The sequence below is a fragment of the Acidovorax sp. GW823-FHT02H02 genome, assembly GCF_058797075.1.
This window is the reverse complement of sequence record NZ_JBXAJH010000005.1, coordinates 42,527-65,558: the sequence shown is the minus strand read 5'-3', so window position 1 is coordinate 65,558 and position 23,032 is coordinate 42,527. Positions and strand designations below refer to the sequence as shown.

Here is a 23,032-nt window from a genome sequence, read left to right as displayed (position 1 = left end):
GCTTTCCTGCCACTACATCACAACCGAAGGAGACAAGCATGGACCAGCAACGCATTTCCCCCCGGCGCCGCAGCCTGATGCTGGGCGCCGCAGCCGCAGCCGCAGGCGCCGCCGCGCTCACGCACCCGTTGTCGGTGCTCGCGCAGGGCGCCGAAGAGATCGTCATCGGTGGCTCCATCCCCATGACGGGCGTCTTCGCCTTCGCAGGCGTGGGCATCAACGCCGGCATCCAGGACTACGTGAAGATCGTCAACGACGCGGGTGGCATCAAGGGCCGCAAGGTCAAGTACGTGCCCGAGGACACGGGCTACAAGGTCGATGTGTCGGTGGCCACGTTCAAGAAGATCACCAGCCAGAACAAGGTCAACGTCTACTACGGCGACTCCACGGGCTTCGCCAAGACCATCAACCCGGAGCTGGACCGCAACGGCAACATCCTGATGGCGGGCGCCTCGTTCGCCTCCGAACTGAACGATCCCAAGAAGTACCCCCACCAGTTCCTGGTCGGCCCCGACTACACGGAGATGTTCAGCATCCTGCTCAAGCACATCGCCAAGGAAAAACCCGGCGCCAAGGTGGCCTTCGTCTATTCCGACTCCGAGTTCGGCCGCGACCCCATCGAGAAAAGCGAGGCCGAAGCCAGGAAGCTCGGCCTGAACGTCGTCGTCAAGCTCATGACGCCCGCCGGCAGCGTGGACGTGTCCACCGAAGTCATCAAGCTGCGCCGCGCCGCACCCGACTACACCATCTTCCACGGCTACATCCTGGCGCCCATCCCCGAGTTCATCACCCAGGGCAAGCAGCAGGGCATGACCAGCAAGTGGATGGGCACCTTCTGGACCATGGACAGCTCCACCGTCATGAAGATGGGCCCGGACGGCGACGGCTTCATGGGCGTGATGCCCTTCCGCTACTACTACGACACCGAGAAGGCGCCCATGCTGGAAAAGATCCGCGCCATGCGCCCGGATTACCAGAGCACGGCCTACATCCAGGGCTTCCTGGCCGCCATGCTGTTCCTCGAATCGGCCAAGCGCACGCTGGACGCCGGCAAGCCGATGACTGGCGCCAACCTCAAGGCGGCGCTGAACACGCTCAAGGACTTCGACACCGGTGGCCTGATCGGCGTACCGATCACCATCACGGGCAATTCCATTCCCGTGGGCCGCGTCTACAAGGCCGACATGAAAGCTCAAAAAATGGTGGCCGCCTCCGACTGGATCAAGCTCTGATGCGGTACATCCCCCTGAGCGGCTGCGCCGCTTCCCCCTTCTCTCGCAACGCTGCGCGCTGCGGGAAGGGGGACGGCACCCTCGCTGCGGGGCGGCCCTTGCTCGGTGCCCCGCGCGCAGGCCTCGCGATCACGACCATCGCTGACTCCACACCCGTTGCGACGTTAGACCCATGCCCATGAACGAAACCGTGGCTGCTCACGTCCTCGAAGTCAACAACATCGAGGTCATCTACAACAAGGTCGTGCAGGCCCTGCGCGGCCTGTCGCTGGCCGTGCCGCGCGGCCAGATCGTGGCGCTGCTGGGCAGCAACGGCGCGGGCAAGAGCACCACGCTCAAGGCGGTGTCAGGCCTGTTGGCGCTGGAGGACGGCGCGCTGGAAAGCGGCAGCATTCTCTTCAACGGCCAGAGCACCGCCGCGCTGGCGCCGCAGCAGCTGGTGCGCAACGGCCTCTCGCATGTGATGGAAGGGCGCCGGGTTTTCGAGGACCTGACGGTCGAAGAAAACCTGGTCGCCGCCACTTATGCGCTGACGGGCCGCCAGCACACAGAGCACGGTGCGCCCAAGCCCGACTTCGACCTCGTCTATACCTACTTCCCGCGCCTGCACGAGCGCCGCAAAGGCCTGGCAGGCTACCTCTCGGGCGGCGAGCAGCAGATGCTGGCCATTGGCCGCGCGCTCATCGCCCAGCCCCAGCTCATCCTGCTCGACGAACCCTCGCTGGGCCTGAGTCCGAAGCTGGTCGAAGACATCTTCACCATCATCGCGCGCATCAACGCCGAGCGCGGCACTTCCATGCTGCTGGTGGAGCAGAACGCCACCGTGGCCCTGGCCGTGGCGCACCGCGGCTACATCATGGAGAACGGCAAGATCGTCATCGACGGCTCGGCCGAGCGCCTGGCGGGCGACCCCGATGTGCGCGAGTTCTACCTCGGCATGGGCGGGGCCGGGGAAGCCAAGAGCTTCAAAGAGATCAAGCACTACAAGCGCCGCAAAAGATGGCTGTCATGAACCTCCCCGAACTCACCCTGCCCCAGATGCTGCGCGAACGCGCGCGCCAGGATGCCGCGCGCGTCGCCATCCGGCAAAAGGATTTCGGCATCTGGAAGCCCTTCACCTGGGCGCAGTATTTCGAGCGGGCCTGCCACTTCGGCCTGGGCCTGCGCGCCCTGGGCCTGCCCGAGGGCGGCCATGTGGGCGTGATCTCCGAGAACCGCATCGAATGGGTGCTCACGCAGATGGGCGCGGGCCTGGTCGGCGCCGTCACCGTGGGCGTGTACCCCACCAGCCCCTCGCCCGAGGTGGCCTACGTGGTGGGCCACGCCGACATCGAGATCATCGTCTGCGAGGACCAGGAGCAGACCGACAAGGTGCTCGACGCCCTGGCCGATCTGCCGCGCCTGAAAAAGATCGTGGTCATGGAAACCAAGGGCCTGCGCAGCTTCGCGCCCGCCGTGCGCAGCCTCATCATCCCCTTCGACGAGGTGGAACAACTCGGCGCGCACAACGGCAAGCGCTCGGACATCGAGGCCGCGCTGGCGCGCCAGCAGCTCGACGACATCGGGCTCATGATCTACACCTCGGGCTCGACCGGCAAGCCCAAGGGCGCGATGATTTCCTACCGCAACATCCGCGGCGTGGTGCCTGGCATCGCGGACCGGCTCGAACTCTCGCGCGACACCACGCACCTGTCCTACCTGCCGCTGTGCCATGTGGCCGAGCAGATGCTCACCACCTTCGTGCCGGTGTATGTGGGCTCGCAGGTCAACTTCGGCGAATCCATCCGCACCGTGCAGGAGGATCTGCGCGAGGTGGCACCCAGCATGTTCCTGGGCGTGCCGCGCATCTGGGAGAAGATGCACGCCGCCATCAGCATCAAGCTGCAGGAAACCGGCGGCCTGCGCCGCGCGCTGTTCCGCAAGGCCTACGCCGCCTGCCAGCCGCTGGCCGACAAGCCGCGCGCACGCTGGAATTTTGGCGAGATGCTGGCCTTCACCCTCAGCTACTGGCTGGTGTTCCGCGCGCTGCAGAACTTCCTCGGCCTGCGCGAGGCCAAGGTGGCACTGACAGGCGCCGCGCCGATTCCGCCCGAGGTGGTGCGCTTCTTCCGCGTGCTGGGCGTGCCGCTGGTCGAGGTCTACGGCCTGACCGAATCCACCGGCATGGTCACCGGCCACAGGCTCGACGACGTGGTGGTGGGCACCGTGGGCGTGCCCACGCATGGCGTGGAATGGCGCATCGCCAAGAGCGGCGACGACGCCATGGGCGGCGAATTCCAGATCAAGGGCGAGATGGTGTTCGCGGGCTACTACAACAACCCCGAGGCCACGGCGCAAAGCATCGTCGGCGGCTGGTTGCACACCGGCGACGTGGTGCGCCTGGTGGACGGTCAGCTCAAAATCGTGGACCGCCTCAAGGACATCATGATCACGGCGGGCGGCAAGAACCTCACGCCGTCCGAGATCGAGAACACGATGAAGGCCAGCCCCTACATCAAGGAATGCGTCATCGTGGCCGAGGGGCGCAAGTTCGTCGGCGCGCTGGTCATGCTCGACTATGAAACCGTGGGCAAATGGGCCGAGGCGCAGCGCATCCCGTTCACGCATTTCCGCTCGCTGGTCGAAACACCGCAGGTGCGCGCACTCATCGACGCCGAGATCGCCACCGGCAACGCCAAGCTGGCGCAGGTGGCGCAGATCCGAAAGTTCCACCTTTTACCCAAGGAACTGGACCACGACGACGGCGAAGTCACCGCCACCATGAAGGTGCGGCGCTCCAGCATTTACAAGACCTACGCCGCCGATATCGAGGCGCTGTATGTCTGAGCACATTCTTTAACCACATTGGCCTTCAACGTTTTCCAGCAAACCGCTGAATGCTCTTTTTTTCAGTAGCACACCATGTCCGGCAACACTCCCCTGATCGTCTCCCGCCAGGGCGCCATCGTCACCCTGCAATTCAACCGCCCCGAAGCCCTGAACGCGCTGGACCTGCCGATGGCCCAGGCCCTGCTCGCTGCGGTGCGGGCCATCGCCGCCGACACTGGCGTGCGCGCCGTGGTGCTCAAGGGCGCGGGCCGCGCCTTCATTGCCGGGGGCGACCTGGCCACGCTGCACGCCAACCCGGCCCAGGGCGCACGCGACCTGCTGGTCCCGCTGAACGCCACGCTGCAGCTGCTGCAACAGATCGACGCGCCCGTCATCGCCCAGGTGCATGGCGCAGCGGCGGGCGGTGGCCTGTCGCTGATGCTGATGTGCGACTTCGTGCTGGCCGCCGACGGCACCAAGTTCAACCTGGCCTACATCAACCTGGGCACCAGCTGCGACGTCGGCGGCTCGTGGGCGCTGCCGCGCCTGGTGGGCCTGCGCCACGCGCTGGAAATTGCGCTGCTGGGCGACGCGTTCACCGCCGACGACGCACTGCGCCTGGGTCTGGTCAACCGCGTGGTGCCCGCCCCCGAACTGGACCGCACCACCCAGGCCTTCGCCGAGCGCCTGGCCAACGGCCCCACCAAGGCCTACGGCCAGATGCGCCGCCTGCTGCGCACCAGCTTTGACCGCGACCTGGGCGCGCAACTGGCGGCCGAGGCCCAGTCGTTCGACACCTGCGCCCACACCGCCGACATGCGCGAAGGCCTGCAAGCGTTCGTCGACAAGCGCAAGCCCCGGTTCCAGGGCCGCTGAACGCACCCTTTTTTTCATTTCCAGGAGTTCTGCCATGACCCGCCGTGACGTCTTCGTCGTCAGCACCGCCCGCACCGCCATCGGCACCTTCGGCGGCAGCCTGAAGGACGTGCCCAACACCCAGCTCGCCACCACCGCCGTGAAGGCCGCCATCCAGCGCTCGGGCCTGGCGCCCGACGCCGTGGGCCATGTGGTCATGGGCAACGTCATCCCCACCGACACCAAGGACGCGTACCTGAGCCGCGTGGCCGCCATCGACGCCGGCTGCCCCATCGAGACGCCCGCCTTCAACGTCAACCGCCTGTGCGGCTCGGGCCTGCAGGCCATCATCAGCGCCGCCCAGGCCATTGGCTACGGCGACTGCGACGTGGCCGTGGGCGGCGGCAGCGAATCCATGAGCAGGGGCCCCTACTTCGATACCGCCGCACGCTACGGCGCCCGCATGGGCGACGCCAAGAGCATCGACTACATGCTCGGCATCCTGCACGACCCCTGGCAGAAGATGCACATGGGCATCACCGCCGAGAACGTGGCCGAGCGCTACAAGATTTCGCGCGAGATGCAGGACCAGCTGGCCCTGGCCAGCCAGCAGCGCGCCGCCGCCGCCATCGCCGCCGGCTACTTCAAGGAGCAGATCGTCCCCGTGGAAATCGCCACGCGCAAGGGCACCGTGCTGTTCCAGGAAGACGAACATGTGCGCGCCGCCACCACGCTCGATGTGCTGGCCGGCATGAAGCCCGCCTTCAAGAAGGAAGGCGGCACGGTGACGGCCGGCAACGCCTCGGGCATCAACGACGGCGCCGCCGCCGTGGTGCTGGCCGCCGGCGACCGCGTGCAGGCCCTGGGCCTCAAGCCCCTGGCGCGCCTCGTGGGCTACGCGCACGCCGGCGTGGAACCGGCCTACATGGGCATCGGCCCCGTGCCCGCCACGCAGAAGGTGCTGGCACGCACCGGCCTCCAGGTGCAGGACATGGATGTGATCGAGGCCAACGAGGCCTTCGCCGCCCAGGCCTGCGCCGTGGTGCAGGAGCTGGGCCTGGACCCCGCCAAGGTCAACCCCAACGGCTCGGGCATTTCGCTTGGCCACCCCGTGGGCGCCACGGGCGCCATCATCACCACCAAGGCGATTGCCGAGCTGCACCGCACCGGCGGGCGCTACGCGCTGGTGACGATGTGCATCGGCGGCGGCCAGGGCATCGCGGCGATCTTCGAACGGGTTTGAGTCTTTTTGGCCTCCAGCGCTCGCCCATCAAACGCTGAAAGCCCTCCATTCAATAGCAACCATGCTCCCCAACACCCTCCTCACGGCCGAGCAGAAGGCCGAACTGCAGCTCTTCACCGAATCGCTGGAGCGCTTTTGCGACGCCGAGATCGAGCCCCATTACCGCGACTGGGAAAAGGCCGGCCTGGTGGCCCGCGAGCTGTTCGGCAAGATGGGAAAAAACGGCTACCTGTGCGCCGACGTGCCCGAGGGATACGGTGGTCCCGGCGCCAGCGTGCATTTTTCCTTCGCCGTGGTGGAGGTGCTCTCGCGCCGGGGCTATGGCGGCTTCGTCGGCGGGCTGCAGGTGCACAACGACATCATCCCGCCCTACCTGCTGCACTGCGGCACCGAAGCGCAGCGCCAGTACTGGCTGCCGCGCATGGCCAGCGGCGAGGCCGTGGCGGCCATCGGCATGACCGAGCCGGGTGCGGGCAGCGACCTGAAAGCCATCCGCACCACGGCACGGCGGGAGGGCGATGAATACGTCATCAACGGCAGCAAGATCTTCATCAGCAACGGCCAGCACTGCGACCTGCTGGTGCTGGCCGCCAAGACCGACCCGGCCGCTGGCGCCAAGGGCGTGAGCCTGTTCCTGGTCGATACGAAAACACCCGGCTTCACGCGCGGCCAGAACCTGGAGAAGATCGGCCAGAACCTGGAGAAGATCGGCCAGCACGCGGGCGACACCTCCGAGCTGTTCTTCAACGACCTGCGCGTGCCGCTCGATGCGCTGCTCGGCGGCGTGGAGGGCCAGGGTTTCGTGCAGATGATGCGCGAACTGCCACGCGAGCGCCTCATCATCGGCGTGCAGGCAGTGCACGGCGCCAAGGGTGCGCTCGACACCACGCTGCAATACGTGCAGGAGCGCCAGGCCTTCGGCCAGAGCATCGGCCAGTTCCAGAACACGCGCTTCACGCTGGCGCAATGCGCGTCCGACATCGCCGCCGCCGAGGCCTTCCTGGCCTTGAGCGTGGCCGCTTACGAGCGCGGCGAACTCACACCCGAAGCGGTGAGCGCCCTGAAGCTGCACACCACCGAAGTCTTCGGCCGCGTGGCCGATGCCTGCCTGCAGCTCTTTGGTGGCTACGGCTACATGGCCGAGTACCCGATCTCGCGCTTCTGGACCGACGCGCGCGTGCTGCGCATCTACGGCGGCACGTCGGAAATCATGAAGGAGCTGGTGGCGCGCTCACTGCTGGGGCGCTGAACAGGGATTTTTGCGCAAGCCCCTTCCGGGCCTCGGCCAGCGCAGTGTCAACGCGCTCCGCTGCGTCCGGTCTGCGGGATGAGCCAATAAGCCAGCATGCCCAGCGTCACACCCCAGAACGCGGCCCCCAAACCGAACAGCGACATGCCCGAGGCAGTGGCTAAAAAGGTGATGACCGAGGGCTCGACGTATGCCCCCTCTTCGGCCAGCGCCCGGATGTTGGACACCACCGCACCGATGAGTGCCAGCCCTGCGAGCGCCGCCACCAGGGATGTCGGGAACGCCGCGAACACCTGCACGATGGTGCCGGCGAAGGTACCACCAACAATGTAGAACACGCCATTGGCCATGCCGGCCACGTAGCGCTTGTCAGGTTCGGAATGCGCATCTTTGCCGGTGCAAAGCGCCGCCGTGATGGAAGCCAGCACGATGGAGATACCGCCAAAGCACGCAACCAGCAGCGACGCGATGCCGGTGCCAGTCACCACGGCACGCGCTGGCACAGGGTAGCCCGCAAGCCGCAGCACCGCCATGCCGGGCAGGTACTGCCCAGTCAGGCTCACCAGCACCAGCGGTATCGCCAGGCTCAGTATGGCCCCCGCCTCGAACCGGGGTACGGTGACCACCGGTGTGGCCAGGGACAGACCCAGCGACTGCAGATGGGTGGAGCCCAACGCCCACGCAACAGCAAAGCCCGTGCATGCCACCAGCACGATGGCGTAGCGCGGCCAAAAACGCCGGCCCAGCAGGTAAGCCCCCAGCATGGACAACACCACGGCGGGCGCTTCCCCGCTCACCCGGAAAGCCTGCACGCCGAACTGAAAGAGAATGCCGGCCATCATGCCGGCCGCAATGCCCTTGGGAATCCGGGTGACGACCTTCTCAAAATAGCCCGTGACTCCCAGCAGCACCACCATCGCAGCCGCCACCAGGTAGGCTCCCACCACCTCGGGCATGCTGATGTGCGGGAAAAGGGTCAGGAGCAGCGCCGTGCCCGGTGCGGACCAGGCGGTAACGATGGGCAGCCTGAGCCACCAGCTCAGCAGCAAGCCGCTGATCCCTGCACCCATCGAGATCGCCCAGATCCAGGATGTCAGCTCGGCGGGCGACACGCGACCCACCTGCGCCGCCTGGATGAAGATCACCAGCGGGCCGGCATATGAAATCAGCACCGCCAGAAAACCCGCCACCCAGGCGGTCAGAGACCAGTCCTTGAACCGCATGTGATTCAGCCAATCGTGTACAGCATTGTGTTCGGGGCACCGGGAGCGCCCGTCCGCGCGGTTGTTGCGCTGCTCGATGCACTTGCCCCAGCGCGCGGCTCAAGTGCTCGGGCAGATACTGCGGCGCCTCAGGCTGCTTGGGCGCTGGCAGCCGCAGGTCAACACCCTCAGCGAGACAGGCCGGCCTGCACCGTCTGCATTTTGACGGTATCGGCAACCGAAGCTTGTGCCAAACCCGCATCGCGCCGGTACCAGAGGATGAAACCACCCATGGCCAAGGCAGCCACCAGACCAGGCAGGGCAAACGCCAGGAAGTTCATATTGAGTGGCAGCTTGGCCGCCAGCAGCGAGCCCCCCAGCAGCGGACCGACGATGGCACCCGTGCGGCCCACACCCGATGCCCAGCCCAGACCGGTAGAGCGCATGGCCAGCGGGTAGAACTGCGCGGTGTTGGCGTACAGCAGGATCTGCGTGCCGATCGTGGTGGCACCCGCAATCGTGATCAGCAGATACAACAGGGGCATGGGGCTGTTGAAGCCCAGCAGCGCAATGGCCACGGTACCCACGGCAAAGAACGCCAGCACCACCTTGGGCAAGCTGAAGCGGTCGCCCAGCCAGCCCCCGGCAATGGCACCGGCCATGCCGCCAAAGTTCAGCGCCAGCAGGAACGACAGGCTGGAGCCCAGGCTGTAGCCCGCACCCGCCATCAGCTTGGGCAGCCACGAGCCCAGCGCGTAAACCATGAGCAGGCAGCAGAAAAACGCCAGCCAGATCATGAAGGTGCCTACCGCGCGTCCGTCCTTGACCAGGTCGAGCATCGGAACGCCAGCGCCCTTGGCGTCGACAGCCACCAGACGTGCGTCGGCGTCGATCTTCACATCGGGGCTCACCCGGGCCAGCATGTCGCGGGCCTGCTTGTCCTTGCCCTGGCGCACCAGAAAGCCCACGGACTCCGGCAGCTTCCACATGATCAGCGGCAACAGCAGCATGGGCACGGCGGCAGCAAAGAACATGGCCTGCCAGCCGAACCGCGGCAGCATGTAGATGCCCAGCCCGGCCGACAGCATGCCGCCCAGCGAGTAGCCGCTGAACATCAGCGCCACCAGGGTGCTGCGGGCACGCTTGGGCGCGTATTCGTTCATCAGCGCCACGGCATTGGGCATGAGGCCGCCGCAGCCCAGCCCCGCGATGAAGCGATAGATGCCGAACTCGGTGGGTGTCGTGGCAAAGCCATTGAGGAAGGTGGCGAGGCTGAACATCACGAAGCAGATCGCGATGCCCTTCTTGCGGCCGATGCGGTCGGCCAGAGGTCCGAAGATGAAGGCACCAAACATCATGCCAAACAGCGCATAGCTGCCCAAGGCCCCCGCTTGCACGGGCGTCAGGCCCCACTCGGTCATCAGCACGGGCAGCACCACGCCGTAGATGAACAGGTCATACCCGTCAAAGATCAGCAGCAGGGCGCACAGCGCCACCACCATCCAGTGAAACCGGGTAAAGCGGGCATTGTCAATGATGGGATTGATTTCAATTGTTTTCATGTTTGTCTCCTCAAAAAGGATGGGCAGACGCCCCAGGCCCCCACCGACAAGCGGCGTGCCCCGGACGCACACTGGGATCAGCCCTGGTCGCCACCGCCCACGGGAATCACCGTGCCGGTGATGTAGGAGGCCTCGTCCGAAGCCAGGAACAGGATGGCGCTGGCCTGCTCATCGAGCGTGCCGTAGCGCTTCATGAGCGTGCTGTCCACCGTCTGGTCCACGATCTGCTGGTACCAGGCCTGCTCTTTCTTGCCGGGCTTGGCGCTGTTGCGCGGAATGCGCCGTGGCGGCGCTTCGGTGCCGCCCGGGGCCACGGCGTTGATGCGGATGCCGCGCTCGCCGTTCTCGAAGGCCAGGCAGGCCGTCATGGCATTCACACCGCCCTTGGCCGCACCGTAAGGCACGCGGTTGACGCTGCGCGTGGCGATGGACGACACGTTGACGATGGCGCCCTTTTTCTTCTTGAGCATGTAGGGCAGCACGGCGCGGCAGCCCCACAGCGTGGGAAACAGCGAGCGGCGCACCTCGGCCTCGATCTCCTCGGGGCCGTAGTGCTCGTAGGGCTTGGTCCAGATGGTGCCGCCCACGTTGTTCACCAGCACGTCGATGCGGCCAAAGGCCTTGTGCGTGGCTTCTGCGGCCTGCAGTGCGCCCTCGAACTTCTCCAGGTCGGTCTCGATGGCGATCACGCGGGTGGTTGCGGCCAACCGGTCACGCAGTTCAAGCACCAGGGGTGACCGGTCCACCAGGGCCAGCGTGGCGCCCTCCTGGGCGGCACGCTCGGCCACGCGCTCGCCAATGCCTTGCGCGGCGCCGGTGATCAACATCACCTTGCCTTCAAATCGCTTGTTCATGCCTTGCTCCTGGGTCACGCAGCCGCAGCCACGGGCGCGGCAGCCTGGGTGGGGGTGAACTTTTCGTAATGGAAGCTGGCGGGCGCGATGCCCGCCGCCTTGAAGTGGCGCTGCACGGCATCGACCATGGGCGGCGGGCCGCACAGGTAGACATCCACATCCCCTTCGTACAGGGCCTGGGGCGGCAGGTGGTCGGTGACGTAGCCCTGGTGCGGATGCGCGGTGGCGGCATCGGCCACGCAGGTGCCGAACGTGAAGCCGGGGATGCGGCGTGCATAGTCTTCCAGGCGGTCCACCATCACCAGGTCCTGGTCGCGGGTCACGCCGTACAGCATGTGGATGGGCTGCGCGCAGCCTTGCACCGCCAGCGTCTCCAGCATCGACAGGAAGGGCGCCAGCCCGGTGCCTCCGGCCAGGAACAGCAGCGGCCGCGTGACGGGGCGCAGGTAGAAGCTGCCCAGCGGGCCGGTCATCTCCAGCTTGCTGCCGGCCTGGGCCCCCGTGAGCCAGCTGCTCATCAGGCCCTCGGGCACATGCTTGATGAGGAAGGTCATGCGGCGCGCGCCGGTGGCCGAGCTGAACGAGTACGAACGATGCAGCCCGCTGCCGGGCACACCGATGTTCACGTACTGCCCGGGCAGGAAGCCCGGGGCGTCCTCGGGCACATCCAGCGCCAGCTCGTAGGCGGCGTCGCTGTAGCGTTCCACTGCAGCCACGGTGCCGCTGAACTTCGCCGTGCCGGTCTTGCAGGCCGTGGACGCTACCGGGACCGCAATCACGCAATCGGAGCGGGGCACCATCTGGCAGGTCAGCACCAGCCGCTGCCCCGCCTCATCGGCGGTCAGCGCGTCTTCGATGTAGTCGTCACCCAGGTCGTAGTCCCCGCTCTCGGCGCGGCACTTGCAGGTGCCGCACACGCCGTCGGAGCAATCCATGGGCAGGTTGATGCGCTGGCGGAAGGCGGCATCCAGGACTTTCTCCTGGGCGCCGCAGGCAATGAAGCGGGTCACCCCGTCTTCGAAATTCAGGGCAATGTTGTAGCTGCTGCTCATCATGTTCTCCTGGCTGGTCAGACGTGGTACACGTCGATGACCTGGCGGATGTAGTCGTTCTTCAGCACGATCTTCTTGCGACCGATGAGGAAGCTGCCTTCCTGGCGGCGCAGCGTCACGAACATCGTGCCGAAGAACGCGTCGGTGGCCTTGTAGCGGTGGCTCATCGTGTGGAAGTTGTAGCGGACATCCACCTCGGTGCCGCGGTCTGCCAGCACCTCGACGTTGAGCACCGCGTGGCCCGTGCGGGCCTCGGGCGTGGAGGCGCCGGAGCGTTCCGTCTTGATGCGGAACACGCGGTCTTCCAGGCCATGGCGGTTGCCGTAGTAGATCAGCGAAATCTGGCTGTGCGGGTCTTCGGTGATGCGGTCATCGTCGTCCCAGGCAGGCATCCAGTACTCGACATCCTCGGCGTACAGATCCAGCCATTCGTCCCACTGGCGGTCGTCCAGCAGGCGGGCTTCGCGGTACAGGAAGGTGCAGATGGCGTTGTAGTCGGCGGTCATGCTGCGTCTCCCTGGCGCTCCGTTGCCACAGCCTTGCGCATCTCCTGCGCCCAGTACTCGTGCTGGCACACGAACAGGCCTTCGTCTTCGCTGCGCTCACCACTGAGCAGGGGCTTGAGGCCCATCTTGCGGGCGTTCTCGTCAGGCCCATCAATCCACAGCGGCGCGCCGCGGCTCAGGTCGTTCCACGGTGCGGCCTTGCCGGCGTAGCCGTTCTGGCAGGAACGGAACTCTTCCAGGTCATCAGCCGTTCCCATGCCCGACACGTTGAAGAAATCCTCGTACTGGCGGATGCGGGTGGCGCGGTCTTCCGCGCTTTCGCCCTTGACGGCGAAGCAGTAGATGGTGATTTCGGTCTTGTCCACACTGATGGGCCGCGCCACGCGGATCTGTGTGGAGAACTGGTCCATCAGGTACACGTTGGGGTACAGGCACAGGTTGCGCGTCTGCTGGACGATGAAATCGGCCTTGTCTTCGCCCAGGCGCTCCTTCAGTTCTTCGCGGCGGTTGTAGACCGGGCGCACTTCAGGATTCATGGTGTTGGTCCACAACAGGATGTGACCGTTCTCGAAGCCGTACACGCCGCCCGTGCTCTTGCTCCAGCCGTTGGCGTCCACGGCCTTGGTGCCGCCTTCCTTGCGGCGGCCCATGGTGGCGGCATAGTTCCAGTGCACCGAGCTCACGTGGTAGCCGTCGCAGCCGTTTTCCATCTGCAGCTTCCAGTTGCCGTCGTAGATGTACGAGGAATTGCCGCGCAGCACTTCCAGGCCTTCGGGGGCCTGGTCCACGATCTGGTCGATGATGACGCGGGTCTCGCCCAGAAAATCATGCAGGGGCTGCACGTCGGCATTCAGGCTGCCGAACAGGAAGCCCTTGTAGCTTTCAAAGCGCGCCACTTTTTTGAGGTCGTGCGAGCCTTCCTTGTTGAACTGCACCGGGTACTCGGTGGTCTTCTCATCCTTGACCTTGAGCAGCTTGCCGGTATTGTTGAAGGTCCAGCCATGGAAGGGGCAGGTGAAGCTGCCCTTGTTGCCATGCTTCTTGCGGCACAGCATGGCGCCGCGGTGGGCGCAGGCATTGATCACTGCGTTGAGCTGGCCGTCCTTGCCGCGCGTGATGACGATGGGCTGGCGGCCGATGTACGTGGTGAAGTAGTCGTTGATCTCGGGGATCTGGCTTTCGTGCGCCAGGTAGACCCAGTTGCCTTCGAAGATGTGCTTCATCTCCAGCTCGAAGAGATCGGGGTCCGTGAAGATGTCTCGGCGGCAGCGGAAGACGCCGTTTTCCTTGTCGTCCTGCAGAGCGCCTGCTATCAGGGCTTCAACATCAGGGCGCTCAGCGATGGCAGCAGTGGTGTTCATGGTGGGATTCCTCAGGGTGTAGCTGTCCCCCCGCCGCACGCGGCGCGGCAGTGCAGGGGGCGAAAGCAAAAGGGAGCGGGGTCGGCCGGGTGGCAAAGCACCCGGCCTTGGTGGATCAGGCCGCCAGGCGTGGGCGGTCCACGAGCTGGTTGTCCACGCCGTTGACCAGCGCGCTGAGCGTGAAGTCAAAGACGATTTCTGCAAACGGACCGTCCACGCCTTGCGCCTGGATGCTGGCGGCATCGGTGCGCTCGACCACGGCAGGCACCAGGCCTTCGCGGGTGGCGTAGGCGAAGTCATCGTTCACCAGCGGGTCGCCATCGATGTTGATCTGCGTGGTCAGCTTGCGGTGGCCGTCGGCCGTCACGAAGAAGTGGATGTGGGCGGGGCGGTTGCCGTGGCGGCCCAGCTGGTTCAGCAGGGCTTGCGTGGGGCCGTCGGGTGGGCAGCCGTAGCCCTTGGGCACGATGCTCTGGAACTTGTAGCGGCCCTGTGCGTCGGTGATGATGGTGCGGCGCATGTTGAAGCCCTGCTGCTCGCCCGTGGGGTCGTAGTGCGAGTAAAAGCCCTTGGTGTTGGCATGCCACACCTCGACCTTGGCATTGGACAGGGGCTTGCCGTCGGCGCCGTACACCGTGCCGTGCATGACCAGCGTGTGGCCTGCCTTGTCGCTGCCGTCGTCCAGGCGGGCAAAGCCCTGCGCTTCGGGGGCACCGGCCACATACAGCGGGCCCTCGATGGTGCGAGGCGTGCCGTTTTCGATCCCCAGTTCCTTGTCCTTCGCGTCCATGCGCATGTCCAGGAAGCGGTCCAGGCCCAGGCCGGGCGAGAGCAGGCCGGCTTCGCCGCGGGCGCCGAGGGTGTTCAGGTAGGCAATGCCGGCCCAGTATTCGTCCGAGGTGATGTCCAGGTCGTCGATGGCCTTGAACAGGTCCGACAGCAGGCGGTGCACGATCTGCTTGGCACGTGCATTGCCGCCGGCTTGACTCAGGCCGCTGGCCAGATGCAGGAAGTCCTGTACTTCGGGGGTGTTGAAAATATGGGTGGCCATGGTTATCTCCTTGGATCGTGGAATGAATGCGGGAACCGAACAGGGAAAGTGAAAGACGCGTGCAAGGCTCAGTGCGCGGTGGCGGCGGGTTGCGCCACCCCCACGGCACTGGTCCGTTTCCGGTCGCGACGGAAGTGCTGGACACGGTCTTCGTCCAGCGCCATTCCAAGGCCTGGCGTCGTCGGCACCGCCAGCTGGAAATCTCGGTACTGCAGGGGCTCTGCCAGAATTTCTTCGGTCAGCAACAGAGGGCCGAACAGCTCGGTGCCCCACTGCAAGGTGCGGAAGGTGGCGAACGCATGGGCCGATGCCATGGTGCCCACAGCACCTTCGAGCATGGTGCCGCCATACAGCTCGATGCCAGCGGCATCGGCAATGGCCGCCACCTGCAGGGCTTCGAGCAAGCCACCCGATTGTTCGATCTTCACGGCGAACACGTCGGCACCGGCCATGCGCGCCAGCGCAAACGCAGAGGCAGGCCCGGTGAGGGATTCATCCGCCATCACGGCAATGGGGTAGCGCCCCTTGAGTCGCGCCAGTGCGTCCACAGACGCCACGGGCTGCTCCACCAGATCGCAACCGGCATCGACCAGGCCCGCCAGACCGTGCTGGGCATCGAGCTCGCTCCAGGCCATGTTCACATCCACGCGCACCGAGGCACGATCACCCAGTGCCTTCTTGATGGCGGCCACGTGGGCCACATCGTCGGCCACGGCGCGGCGTCCGATCTTGAGCTTGAAGATGTTGTGGCGGCGCTGGGCCAGCATGCGTTCGGCTTCGTTGATGTCCTTGGCCGTGTCGCCCGATGCCAATGTCCAGGCAATGGGCAGGCTGTCGCGCACACGGCCGCCCAGCAACTGCGACACCGGCAAACCCGTGCGGTGGCCCAGTGCGTCGTACAAGGCCGTCTCGATCGCGCACTTGGCAAACCGGTTGTCCTTGATGGCCTTGTTGAGCCGAGCCATGATGGCCGGCACGTGGTTGGCATCGGCACCGACCAGCAACGGTGCGAAATAGGTGTCCACCGCCAGCTTCATGCCCTCTGGCGATTCGGCGCCGTAGGCCAGGCCGCCGATGGTGGTGCCTTCGCCCACGCCCACCGTGCCATCCGAGCAGTACAGGCGCACCAGCATCAGAGTCTGGCCGTTCATCGTGGCCATCGATAGCTGGTGGGGGCGGATCGTGGGCAGGTCCAGCAGAAGGGTCTCTACCCGCTCGACAACGGCCAGGCTGGTGCGGGATTCAGGGCGTGTTGTGTGTTGCATGGTCCGAATTGGACCGCGCGCCCCTCAAACGATCCAACACCAAATATGTCTTGTTCAATACCCTGTTGGTATAGTTAAAAATTCCATCCATAAGAATCAACAACTTATGGCCGAACCATCTGAAAACCTATGGTTTACCCTAATGGATATCCGCCAGCTCAAATATTTTGTGGCCGTTGCCAATGCACGCAACTTCACGCGTGCATCAGAACTGCTGCACATCGCCCAACCGCCGCTGAGCCGCCAGATACAGCTGCTGGAGGAAGAGCTGGGCGTCAAACTCATTCTGCGCAACACCCGTCCCCTGCGGCTGACTGAGGCGGGGCGGGTGTTCTACGAGCAGGCGTTGCAGATCATCAACCGGTTGGACCAGCTCAAGACCACCACCCGCCAGCTCGGGCTGAACGAGAAGCAGACCTTGTCCATTGGATTTGTGGCGTCCACCTTGTATGGCGGCCTGCCCATGCTGGTACGCCAGCTGCGCCACCGCTACCCGGATGTGGACATACACCTGGTGGAGCTGACATCGCTCCAGCAGTTTGCCGCGCTGAAGTCCGGCCGCATCGATGTGGGTTTTGGGCGCATACGGGGCAACGACTCCACCGTGGCGCGCACCATCCTGCGCGAGGAGCGGCTGGTGCTGGCCCTGCCGCCCGACTCCCCCTTGGCGGGGGAATCCAGCCGCATTGCGCTCAGCGCGCTGGAAGGGCAAAAGCTCATCGTCTACCCCAAGGAGCCCCGGCCCAGCTTTGCCGACCATGTGCTGAGCCTGCTCAACGACTATGCCGTACGGCCATCTGAAGTGCACGAGGTGCGAGAGATCCAGACCGCCCTGGGGCTGGTGGCCGCAGAATCCGGGCTGTGCCTGATCCCCGCATCAGCACGCTTGCGCAGCGATTTGGTCTACCGCCTGATTGACGACCCGCGCATCACCTCGCCGATCATCATGAGCCACCGGCTCAACGACAACGCTTGGTACATCCCTGCCATCAAGGAAACGGTGGCGGCCATGTATGCCGAGAACCCGCCCTGGCTGGACGTGGAGCACAGCGTGTTCCCAGGTGCGACGGCATCGAAGGCAATGCCCGCGGCCGGGCGGCGACGGCCGACCTCTTGAGCAACCCGGGAAAGCTGCCACACGCGTCCCAGGCAGTGCCGCTGCGGTACGGATGGTGGGGCAATGAAATCAGAACGGCGCCGACTCCGGGTCGGTGTCCACCGGCGCTTCTTTGGGCCCGGTCACCATGCCACCGCCGGCTGCTTTGCGTGCAGGTGCGGATGGCGCAGAAGATGGCGCGGACTGTGGCACCGGTGCGCCTGCGGCCATCGCCTGCGCCGCGCTGGCCACGCCGCTCTCGGCCTCGCCGCCCAGCGCTTCGATCAGATCGGGGATGAGCTTGACCAGCTCGCCCGTGGCAATGGCCACGTCGGTGTCGAAACCGCCATCGTCGGCCTTGGTGCCTTCGAACACCGTGTCGAGAAACGAAACTTTCTTGATCTGCAGGCCTTCGGTCAGCATGAAGGACACGCGGTCGTCCCAGGTCAGCGCCAGCTTGGTGGGCAGCTTGCCGGCGGCGATATGGGCCTGCACCTCCTCGATGTCGAGCGGGTGGCGGGCGTAGCGCACCACGGCCTTGGCCTCGTCGGCGCTTTTGAGCTCGCATTCGCGGTCCACGGTAAAGCCCACGGGCGGCTCCTGTGTGGCCAGCCAGTGCGACATGGCGGCCTGCGGGCTGGTGGCAGTGTGGATGAGCGAGACCGACAGGCCGGGCAGTGATTCGACCAGCAGGGTCACCACCTCGTCGGCGCGGCCTTGGGCTGAGGTGTCGAGCACCAGCAGGCGCGACGCGGTGTCGATCCACACCCACATCGAGCCCTGCTTGGTGAAGGCCATGGGCAGCAGGTCGAGCTTGGCCTCGTCCTTGAGTTCCTTGCTTTCCTTCTTGCCGGGCTTGCGGCCGGTTTCCTGCTCGATGCGTTCGGCCTTTTCCTTGACGCGGCGGGCCAGCACGCTGCCGGGCAGCACCTTGGATTCGACCATGAAGCGCAGGATCCACTGCCCCCCGACCGATTCGGCCAGCGGGCCATGCGCATCACCGCGCGGCGGCACCCAGCCCAGGGACTTTTCCTGGGTGGCACCACATTCGAGGAAAGGCATCTTGGCCAGCGCCTCTTCCACCTGCGTCAATTCCACCTGCCATTGCGGCGCAATGCGGTACACGATCATGTTCTTGAACACGGACAACCTTTGTTTCTCTAGCCAATCCAGGGCACAGGCGATATTGTCGGGGGTCGGCGGGTCGCCTGGCCCGTGCAGCGGCGGTTTTTACTATTGTTTTAATAGCTTTCGGTGCTTATTTAAAAGGCTTTATCTGCCATTTTTAGGTGAAATCCATACAGCAGGGGCACCGGGCTTCTTCCTGCAACTTTACACAGGCGTATCAATCCCACACAGGCGTGTTACACGGGCCGCGCACACTTGCCTTCAACCGCTGGAACGGTCGTACCAGCGGACCAACCCAACGAAAGGGCTTTCGCCATGTCTTTCTTCCAACGCCGTATTGCCGCCGCCGCCGTGATGGCGGCCCTCACCTTTCCCGTGCTGGCCCAACCAGCACCCTCTGCGCCCCCAGCCGCCGGTGCAGCGGCCGAACAGGCGCGCAAGCCGGGCGACTGGCAAAAACGCCACCAAGCCTATATGGCCAAGCGTGCCGAAACCATGAAGGCGCAACTGAAACTGACCCCCGCGCAGGAACCGGCCTGGGCCACCTTCACCGCCGCCATGCAACCTGGTGAACGCCCCGCCCGCCTGGACCGCGCCGACATGCAAAAGCTCACCACACCCGAACGCATCGACCGCATGCGCGCCCTGCGCGCCCAGCACGCCGCCGAAGCCGACCGCCGCGGCGAAGCCATCAAGACCTTCTATGCCACCCTGACGCCAGAGCAGCAAAAGACCTTCGACACCCAGGCCGGACACATGCGCGGCAAGGGTGGCAAGGGCGGATACCGCGGCGACTGGGGCTATGGTCCTGATGGATACGGCATGATGCGCGGCGGCGACATGCCCATGGGAGGCCCTGGCCGATAAGGCCTGCGACAGCCATCCCCCCACGGATCCCCGCGAGCCCGGTGCTTTGGAAAGCACCGGGCTTTTTTCATTGTGGACAAGCATGGGGACAGTTCTGGAACAACCGGGCGGTTATCCACAGAAAAATCGGGAAGCCGGAAGTTGTTATCTGCCAGCACCAGAGTTCAGGGGGCACTGCGCACATGGTTCCAGCCAACGCAACTGCGCGCCAGCATTCATAAAAATGGCTTTGTCCACAAAAAATGGCGCCCTCTACTACTACTGCTATTTATATATAGAACCATAGAAGAACAACCAAAACCTTCTTTGCGCCGCTGCAGTTGTGTTGAATGGCATAAAAATGGGAGCCTTCTTCCCCTTCCCCTGAAAAACCTGTGCACCTTGCGAGCCATCTGAAAACCTGGGCCAAAAGCGTCCAACGGGACGGCGTCACCCTTTGGTTTGCCGCGCGCCACCCACGGGCACCCTGGTATGCCAAGGCACTGGGCGTCTTCGTCGTGGCCTGAGCCCCACCGACCTGATTCCGGACTTCATCCCCGTGCTCGGCTACCTGGACGATGTGCTGCTGCTACCGGGGTTGATCTGGCTGGTGATCCGGCTGATGCCGGCGCCGGTGCTGCAGCAATGCCGCACACAGGCCGATCTGTGGATAAAAACCAAGGGCAGCAAGCCCACCAGCCGTATCGGTGCGGTGCTGATCGTGGCCGTCTGGATCGGCGCCAGCCTGGCGCTGTGGCACGGGTGGATCAGGCCCTGGCTGGCTGCATAGGGTCTGACAGTCCATTTTGCTATTGAATGAATAGCTTATTGCGCTTCATGGACGGGCGCTATCCACCGATTTTCATCGAAATTTCCTGAACCACGGCCCGCAAGAACAAAACTGGGGATAGTTCTGGCACAACCGGGGGCTTATCCACAGAAATTGGCCCTGACCCGGTTTTATCCCCGTGCGCAAGACAGCGGCAGCAGGGCGCGGTCCACAGGGTTTGGCGCGGCGCAAGTGGCTGTCAGGCCAAGGCAAAAGTCACTTGTCCACAGAAAATGCCGCCCTCTACTACTACCACTATGTATTTATAGAAGTCTTTTATTGATAACAACAGAGCAACGCCGCGCCGTTTTCTGCGCGCCTGAACCAGGGCAGACAATGGCTCCACGGGAAAAACAGGCAAAAAAAACCGCAGACCAGGCTGCGGTGAGTTCGCTCAATCGGGAAAATGGTCGGCTTCAGGGGGCAACAGGGCCCAGGAAGGCCCCCAGAAGGTCCGTGGGCGAACAGGTAGCCCTTGGGGATGGCTCACTCCCCAAAGTCCAGCAGATCGCGTTGCCCGGGCGATCCAAGGCCCTCGGCGATCACGTCCGCCCCCAGTCTGCGCGACGGGGCAATGATGGTGTCCACAATGGCGGCATCGTTGGGGCCGGCGAGCAGGTCGTGCACAAAGCTCTGGTCAATCTGGGATTGACTTTGCGGGTGCGGCATGCCCCAAGGGTATTTGCAACTAAATGTTGGTTCTACGCCGCGGGGCTGTTTTCCGGCGCCCCGCCCGGGCACCGGCTATGCGGCGTTTTTCTGGCGCCGTGCCCGCACCGCGGCGGCCAGGCCTTCGAGCACCGGCACGGTCTGCGCCAGGCTGATGCAGGCGTCGGTCACCGAAACCCCATGCTGCAGCGGCTGGCCGGGCACGATGTCCTGGCGGCCCTCTTGCAGGTGGCTTTCGATCATCAGGCCCGTGATGCGTGCATCGCCGGCGGCGATCTGCTGGGCCACCTCGGCGGCCACGGTGATCTGGCGCTGGTGCTGCTTGCTGCTGTTGGCGTGGCTCACGTCGATCATCACCTGCTCGCGCAGGCCCGCCGCCTTGAGCAGGGCGCAGGCGGCGTCCACATCGGCCTTTTGATAGTTGGGCTGCTTGCCGCCGCGCAGGATGACGTGGCAGTCGTGGTTGCCGCGCGTTTCAAAAATGGCGGCCTGGCCCATCTTGGTCATGCCCATGAAGGCGTGCGGCGCCTGCGCGGCCTGGATGGCATCGCTGGCCACCTTCACGCCACCGTCGGTGCCGTTCTTGAAGCCCACGGGGCACGACAGGCCGCTGGCCAGCTGCCGGTGGCTCTGGCTCTCGGTGGTGCGCGCGCCAATCGCGCCCCAGCTCACCAGGTCGCTGATGAACTGCGGGCTGAGCAGATCCAAAAATTCGGTGCCCACCGGCAGACCCACGGCCAGCACATCCAGCAGCAGCTGGCGCGCCAGCTCCAGCCCTTCGTTGATGGCAAAGCTGCCATCGAGGTGCGGGTCGTTGATGTAGCCTTTCCAGCCCACGGTGGTGCGCGGTTTTTCAAAATAGACGCGCATCACCACGATCAGGTCGTTGCCCAGGGCATCGGCCTGGGCCTTGAGTGCGTGCGCGTATTCCATGGCCTGGCCATGGTCATGGATGGAGCAGGGCCCCACCACCACGACCAGCCGGTCGTCCTGCCCCTGCAGCACGCGCGAGATGGCGGCGCGGCTGCTTTCCACCAGGGATTGCGCGGCGTCGGGCGTGGGCAGCCATTCCTGCAGCAGGGCCGGCGTGATGAGCGGGCGCACGGCCTTGATGCGCAGATCGTCGATGCGCGTGGTGTCGTGGGTTGAGGGCAAGAACGTGTCGGGGTATGCGTGGTGGGTCATAGCCTGCGATTGTCGCGCGGCAGAAGCCCGCGAATCAGGCCGGTGCCGCGCGGTGCAGCAATGCCAGAAACTGCTCGGCCGGCCTGCTCAACGGCCGGTCGTTGCGCACCAGGCTGCCATAGGCATCGAGGGTGCGGTGCAGTCGATACGGCAGCACGCGTAGCAGGCCGTGTGCCGCGTTCAGGCGTGCCACGGTCTCGGGGATCACGGCGACCAGTGTGGAGCGCCGGATCAGGTTGATGGTGGTGAGGATGGAGCCGGTCTCGACCAGCCCGCGCGGCAGCGGCCGCTGGTGGTCGCGGAATTCCTGCTCGATCAATTCGCGCATGGGGCTGCCAGGCGGCTGCAGCACCCAGGCGTAATCTTGTAGCGCCGCGAATGTGACCTGGCGCTTGCGTGTCAGCGGGTGCTCGTTTCCCACCACGACGGACAGCCCTTCGTCGTCGATCGGGCGAAAGTCGTAGCCGCCGTCAAGCTGGCCAGCCTGGCGTCCGACCACGACCTCCAGCACGCCCTCGCGCAACTGCTCCAGCAGCAGGTCGCTGGTGTCCACTGCCACCTCGATCGCGAGCAGCGGAAACTGCGTCTTGAGTTCCAGCAGCGCCTCGGTCAGGCGACCGGGTGATGCGGCCATGATGCTGCCGACCGCCAGGCGCCCGGCGCTGCCCAGCCGCAGTTCGCCGAGTTCGCGGTTCAACGCTTCCATGCTGCCGCGGATGTTGCGAAAGTAATCCGTCACGCGTTCGCCTGCGGCGTTGAGTTGCAGGCCGCGGCCCACTCGCTCGAACAGCGGCAGGCCCAGCGCGTCTTCCAGCTCGTGCAGCATCTTGGTGGCTGCCGGTTGTGTCAGGCCGAGCTGCGCTGCCGCGCCGCGCAGCGTGCGTTGTGCGTCGATGGCGAGGATCAGCGCAATCTGCCGCATGCGCAGCCGGTTGAGCAGCTGCGGTGTGCTTTCCTGCCGGTCGATGGAGCCCATGAATGATTACTTTAGGTTATTGATAGATCAAGAATTTTCAGTTTACGGCAATCAATAGCCTGC

Annotated in this window: 20 protein-coding genes and 1 pseudogene; 9 read left to right on the top strand and 12 right to left on the bottom strand. The window is 65.0% G+C overall.

Annotated features, from left to right (window positions below; translation table 11 throughout):
* Positions 1-38 precede the first annotated feature (38 nt).
* The 6 genes from AC1RDS_RS07185 (at position 39) to AC1RDS_RS07160 (ending at position 7,387) form a co-directional block, all read left to right on the top strand.
* Entirely contained in the window at positions 39-1,232 is a 1,194-nt protein-coding gene (locus AC1RDS_RS07185) for an ABC transporter substrate-binding protein (RefSeq protein WP_092697267.1), read from the top strand.
* Positions 1,233-1,410: 178 nt separating this feature from the next.
* Positions 1,411-2,244, top strand: a complete 834-nt coding sequence (locus AC1RDS_RS07180) for an ABC transporter ATP-binding protein (RefSeq protein ID WP_092697401.1) — start codon at positions 1,411-1,413, stop codon at positions 2,242-2,244.
* Positions 2,241-4,058, top strand: a complete 1,818-nt coding sequence (locus AC1RDS_RS07175; RefSeq protein WP_348682779.1) for an AMP-dependent synthetase/ligase — start codon at positions 2,241-2,243, stop codon at positions 4,056-4,058. The genes AC1RDS_RS07180 and AC1RDS_RS07175 overlap by 4 nt, the downstream gene beginning before the upstream one ends.
* Before the next feature lie 75 nt (positions 4,059-4,133).
* Positions 4,134-4,916 carry an enoyl-CoA hydratase/isomerase family protein gene (locus AC1RDS_RS07170; protein WP_348682778.1) on the top strand — a complete coding sequence of 261 codons (783 nt, stop codon included), beginning with the start codon at positions 4,134-4,136 and terminating at the stop codon, positions 4,914-4,916.
* A 34-nt stretch (positions 4,917-4,950) separates the two neighbouring features.
* Complete coding sequence (locus tag AC1RDS_RS07165) at positions 4,951-6,138, top strand: acetyl-CoA C-acyltransferase family protein (protein ID WP_287879629.1); 1,188 nt, start codon at positions 4,951-4,953, stop codon at positions 6,136-6,138.
* A gap of 61 nt (positions 6,139-6,199) precedes the next feature.
* Complete coding sequence (locus tag AC1RDS_RS07160) at positions 6,200-7,387, top strand: acyl-CoA dehydrogenase family protein (protein ID WP_348682777.1); 1,188 nt, start codon at positions 6,200-6,202, stop codon at positions 7,385-7,387.
* Between the two features lie 47 nt (positions 7,388-7,434).
* Here AC1RDS_RS07160 and AC1RDS_RS07155 read toward each other — a convergent pair whose 3' ends face one another.
* From AC1RDS_RS07155 to AC1RDS_RS07120, 8 genes are all read right to left on the bottom strand, one after another.
* Positions 7,435-8,610, bottom strand: coding sequence for a benzoate/H(+) symporter BenE family transporter (locus tag AC1RDS_RS07155; RefSeq protein WP_287879623.1), 1,176 nt, complete (start codon positions 8,608-8,610; stop codon positions 7,435-7,437).
* 167 nt (positions 8,611-8,777) lie between these two features.
* Positions 8,778-10,151, bottom strand: coding sequence for an MFS transporter (locus AC1RDS_RS07150; RefSeq protein WP_348682776.1), 1,374 nt, complete (start codon positions 10,149-10,151; stop codon positions 8,778-8,780).
* A gap of 77 nt (positions 10,152-10,228) precedes the next feature.
* Positions 10,229-11,005 (bottom strand): 1,6-dihydroxycyclohexa-2,4-diene-1-carboxylate dehydrogenase, encoded by a 777-nt coding sequence (locus AC1RDS_RS07145; protein WP_092697400.1) that lies wholly within the window; start codon positions 11,003-11,005, stop codon positions 10,229-10,231.
* Positions 11,006-11,019: 14 nt separating this feature from the next.
* Positions 11,020-12,057, bottom strand: a complete 1,038-nt coding sequence (gene benC / locus AC1RDS_RS07140) for a benzoate 1,2-dioxygenase electron transfer component BenC (RefSeq protein WP_092697399.1) — start codon at positions 12,055-12,057, stop codon at positions 11,020-11,022.
* Positions 12,058-12,074: 17 nt separating this feature from the next.
* Positions 12,075-12,563 (bottom strand): benzoate 1,2-dioxygenase small subunit, encoded by a 489-nt coding sequence (gene benB, locus AC1RDS_RS07135; protein WP_092697260.1) that lies wholly within the window; start codon positions 12,561-12,563, stop codon positions 12,075-12,077.
* The gene (locus AC1RDS_RS07130; RefSeq protein WP_092697259.1) at positions 12,560-13,924 is read right to left on the bottom strand and encodes a Rieske 2Fe-2S domain-containing protein; all 1,365 of its coding nucleotides are present in this window, start codon (positions 13,922-13,924) and stop codon (positions 12,560-12,562) included. Before AC1RDS_RS07130 ends, benB begins: the two co-directional genes overlap by 4 nt.
* A 115-nt stretch (positions 13,925-14,039) precedes the next feature.
* Positions 14,040-14,975, bottom strand: a complete 936-nt coding sequence (gene catA / locus AC1RDS_RS07125) for a catechol 1,2-dioxygenase (RefSeq protein ID WP_348682774.1) — start codon at positions 14,973-14,975, stop codon at positions 14,040-14,042.
* 68 nt (positions 14,976-15,043) lie between these two features.
* Entirely contained in the window at positions 15,044-16,240 is a 1,197-nt protein-coding gene (locus AC1RDS_RS07120) for a muconate/chloromuconate family cycloisomerase (protein WP_092697257.1), read from the bottom strand.
* 142 nt (positions 16,241-16,382) lie between these two features.
* On the opposite strand from AC1RDS_RS07120, the gene AC1RDS_RS07115 reads away from it, so the two are divergent.
* Positions 16,383-17,357, top strand: a complete 975-nt coding sequence (locus AC1RDS_RS07115) for a LysR family transcriptional regulator (RefSeq protein WP_092697256.1) — start codon at positions 16,383-16,385, stop codon at positions 17,355-17,357.
* Positions 17,358-17,426: 69 nt separating this feature from the next.
* On the opposite strand, the gene AC1RDS_RS07110 is transcribed toward AC1RDS_RS07115, so the two are convergent.
* Positions 17,427-18,479, bottom strand: a complete 1,053-nt coding sequence (locus tag AC1RDS_RS07110) for a recombination-associated protein RdgC (RefSeq protein ID WP_092697398.1) — start codon at positions 18,477-18,479, stop codon at positions 17,427-17,429.
* 300 nt (positions 18,480-18,779) lie between these two features.
* On the opposite strand from AC1RDS_RS07110, the gene AC1RDS_RS07105 reads away from it, so the two are divergent.
* Positions 18,780-19,331 carry a Spy/CpxP family protein refolding chaperone gene (locus AC1RDS_RS07105; protein ID WP_348682773.1) on the top strand — a complete coding sequence of 184 codons (552 nt, stop codon included), beginning with the start codon at positions 18,780-18,782 and terminating at the stop codon, positions 19,329-19,331.
* Positions 19,332-19,705: 374 nt separating this feature from the next.
* Positions 19,706-20,100: pseudogene (locus AC1RDS_RS07100) on the top strand (YkvA family protein).
* Positions 20,101-20,625: 525 nt separating this feature from the next.
* Here AC1RDS_RS07100 and AC1RDS_RS07095 read toward each other — a convergent pair.
* The 3 genes from AC1RDS_RS07095 to AC1RDS_RS07085 all read right to left on the bottom strand — a co-directional run bounded on the left by AC1RDS_RS07095 (position 20,626) and on the right by AC1RDS_RS07085 (position 22,969).
* Complete coding sequence (locus AC1RDS_RS07095) at positions 20,626-20,808, bottom strand: hypothetical protein (protein ID WP_348682772.1); 183 nt, start codon at positions 20,806-20,808, stop codon at positions 20,626-20,628.
* A 75-nt stretch (positions 20,809-20,883) separates the two neighbouring features.
* Complete coding sequence (locus AC1RDS_RS07090; protein WP_092697253.1) at positions 20,884-21,993, bottom strand: 3-deoxy-7-phosphoheptulonate synthase; 1,110 nt, start codon at positions 21,991-21,993, stop codon at positions 20,884-20,886.
* 34 nt (positions 21,994-22,027) lie between these two features.
* A complete protein-coding gene (locus tag AC1RDS_RS07085; protein WP_092697252.1) occupies positions 22,028-22,969 on the bottom strand; it encodes a LysR family transcriptional regulator in 942 nt (313 codons plus the stop codon).
* Positions 22,970-23,032: the final 63 nt, after the last annotated feature.

Bases quoted from the DNA above. Each gene is read 5' to 3' on its own strand.
- benC (WP_092697399.1), bottom strand. From the start codon at position 12,057: ATGAGCAGCAGCTACAACATTGCCCTGAATTTCGAAGACGGGGTGACC.
- benB (WP_092697260.1), bottom strand. From the start codon at position 12,563: ATGACCGCCGACTACAACGCCATCTGCACCTTCCTGTACCGCGAAGCC.
- AC1RDS_RS07085 (WP_092697252.1), bottom strand. From the start codon at position 22,969: ATGGGCTCCATCGACCGGCAGGAAAGCACACCGCAGCTGCTCAACCGG.
- AC1RDS_RS07170 (WP_348682778.1), top strand. From the start codon at position 4,134: ATGTCCGGCAACACTCCCCTGATCGTCTCCCGCCAGGGCGCCATCGTC.
- AC1RDS_RS07130 (WP_092697259.1), bottom strand. From the start codon at position 13,924: ATGAACACCACTGCTGCCATCGCTGAGCGCCCTGATGTTGAAGCCCTG.
- AC1RDS_RS07115 (WP_092697256.1), top strand. From the start codon at position 16,383: ATGGATATCCGCCAGCTCAAATATTTTGTGGCCGTTGCCAATGCACGC.
- AC1RDS_RS07165 (WP_287879629.1), top strand. From the start codon at position 4,951: ATGACCCGCCGTGACGTCTTCGTCGTCAGCACCGCCCGCACCGCCATC.
- AC1RDS_RS07105 (WP_348682773.1), top strand. From the start codon at position 18,780: ATGTCTTTCTTCCAACGCCGTATTGCCGCCGCCGCCGTGATGGCGGCC.
- AC1RDS_RS07120 (WP_092697257.1), bottom strand. From the start codon at position 16,240: ATGCAACACACAACACGCCCTGAATCCCGCACCAGCCTGGCCGTTGTC.
- AC1RDS_RS07090 (WP_092697253.1), bottom strand. From the start codon at position 21,993: ATGACCCACCACGCATACCCCGACACGTTCTTGCCCTCAACCCACGAC.
- AC1RDS_RS07175 (WP_348682779.1), top strand. From the start codon at position 2,241: ATGAACCTCCCCGAACTCACCCTGCCCCAGATGCTGCGCGAACGCGCG.
- AC1RDS_RS07185 (WP_092697267.1), top strand. From the start codon at position 39: ATGGACCAGCAACGCATTTCCCCCCGGCGCCGCAGCCTGATGCTGGGC.
- AC1RDS_RS07180 (WP_092697401.1), top strand. From the start codon at position 1,411: ATGAACGAAACCGTGGCTGCTCACGTCCTCGAAGTCAACAACATCGAG.
- AC1RDS_RS07150 (WP_348682776.1), bottom strand. From the start codon at position 10,151: ATGAAAACAATTGAAATCAATCCCATCATTGACAATGCCCGCTTTACC.
- AC1RDS_RS07155 (WP_287879623.1), bottom strand. From the start codon at position 8,610: ATGCGGTTCAAGGACTGGTCTCTGACCGCCTGGGTGGCGGGTTTTCTG.
- AC1RDS_RS07095 (WP_348682772.1), bottom strand. From the start codon at position 20,808: ATGCCGCACCCGCAAAGTCAATCCCAGATTGACCAGAGCTTTGTGCAC.
- catA (WP_348682774.1), bottom strand. From the start codon at position 14,975: ATGGCCACCCATATTTTCAACACCCCCGAAGTACAGGACTTCCTGCAT.
- AC1RDS_RS07160 (WP_348682777.1), top strand. From the start codon at position 6,200: ATGCTCCCCAACACCCTCCTCACGGCCGAGCAGAAGGCCGAACTGCAG.
- AC1RDS_RS07145 (WP_092697400.1), bottom strand. From the start codon at position 11,005: ATGAACAAGCGATTTGAAGGCAAGGTGATGTTGATCACCGGCGCCGCG.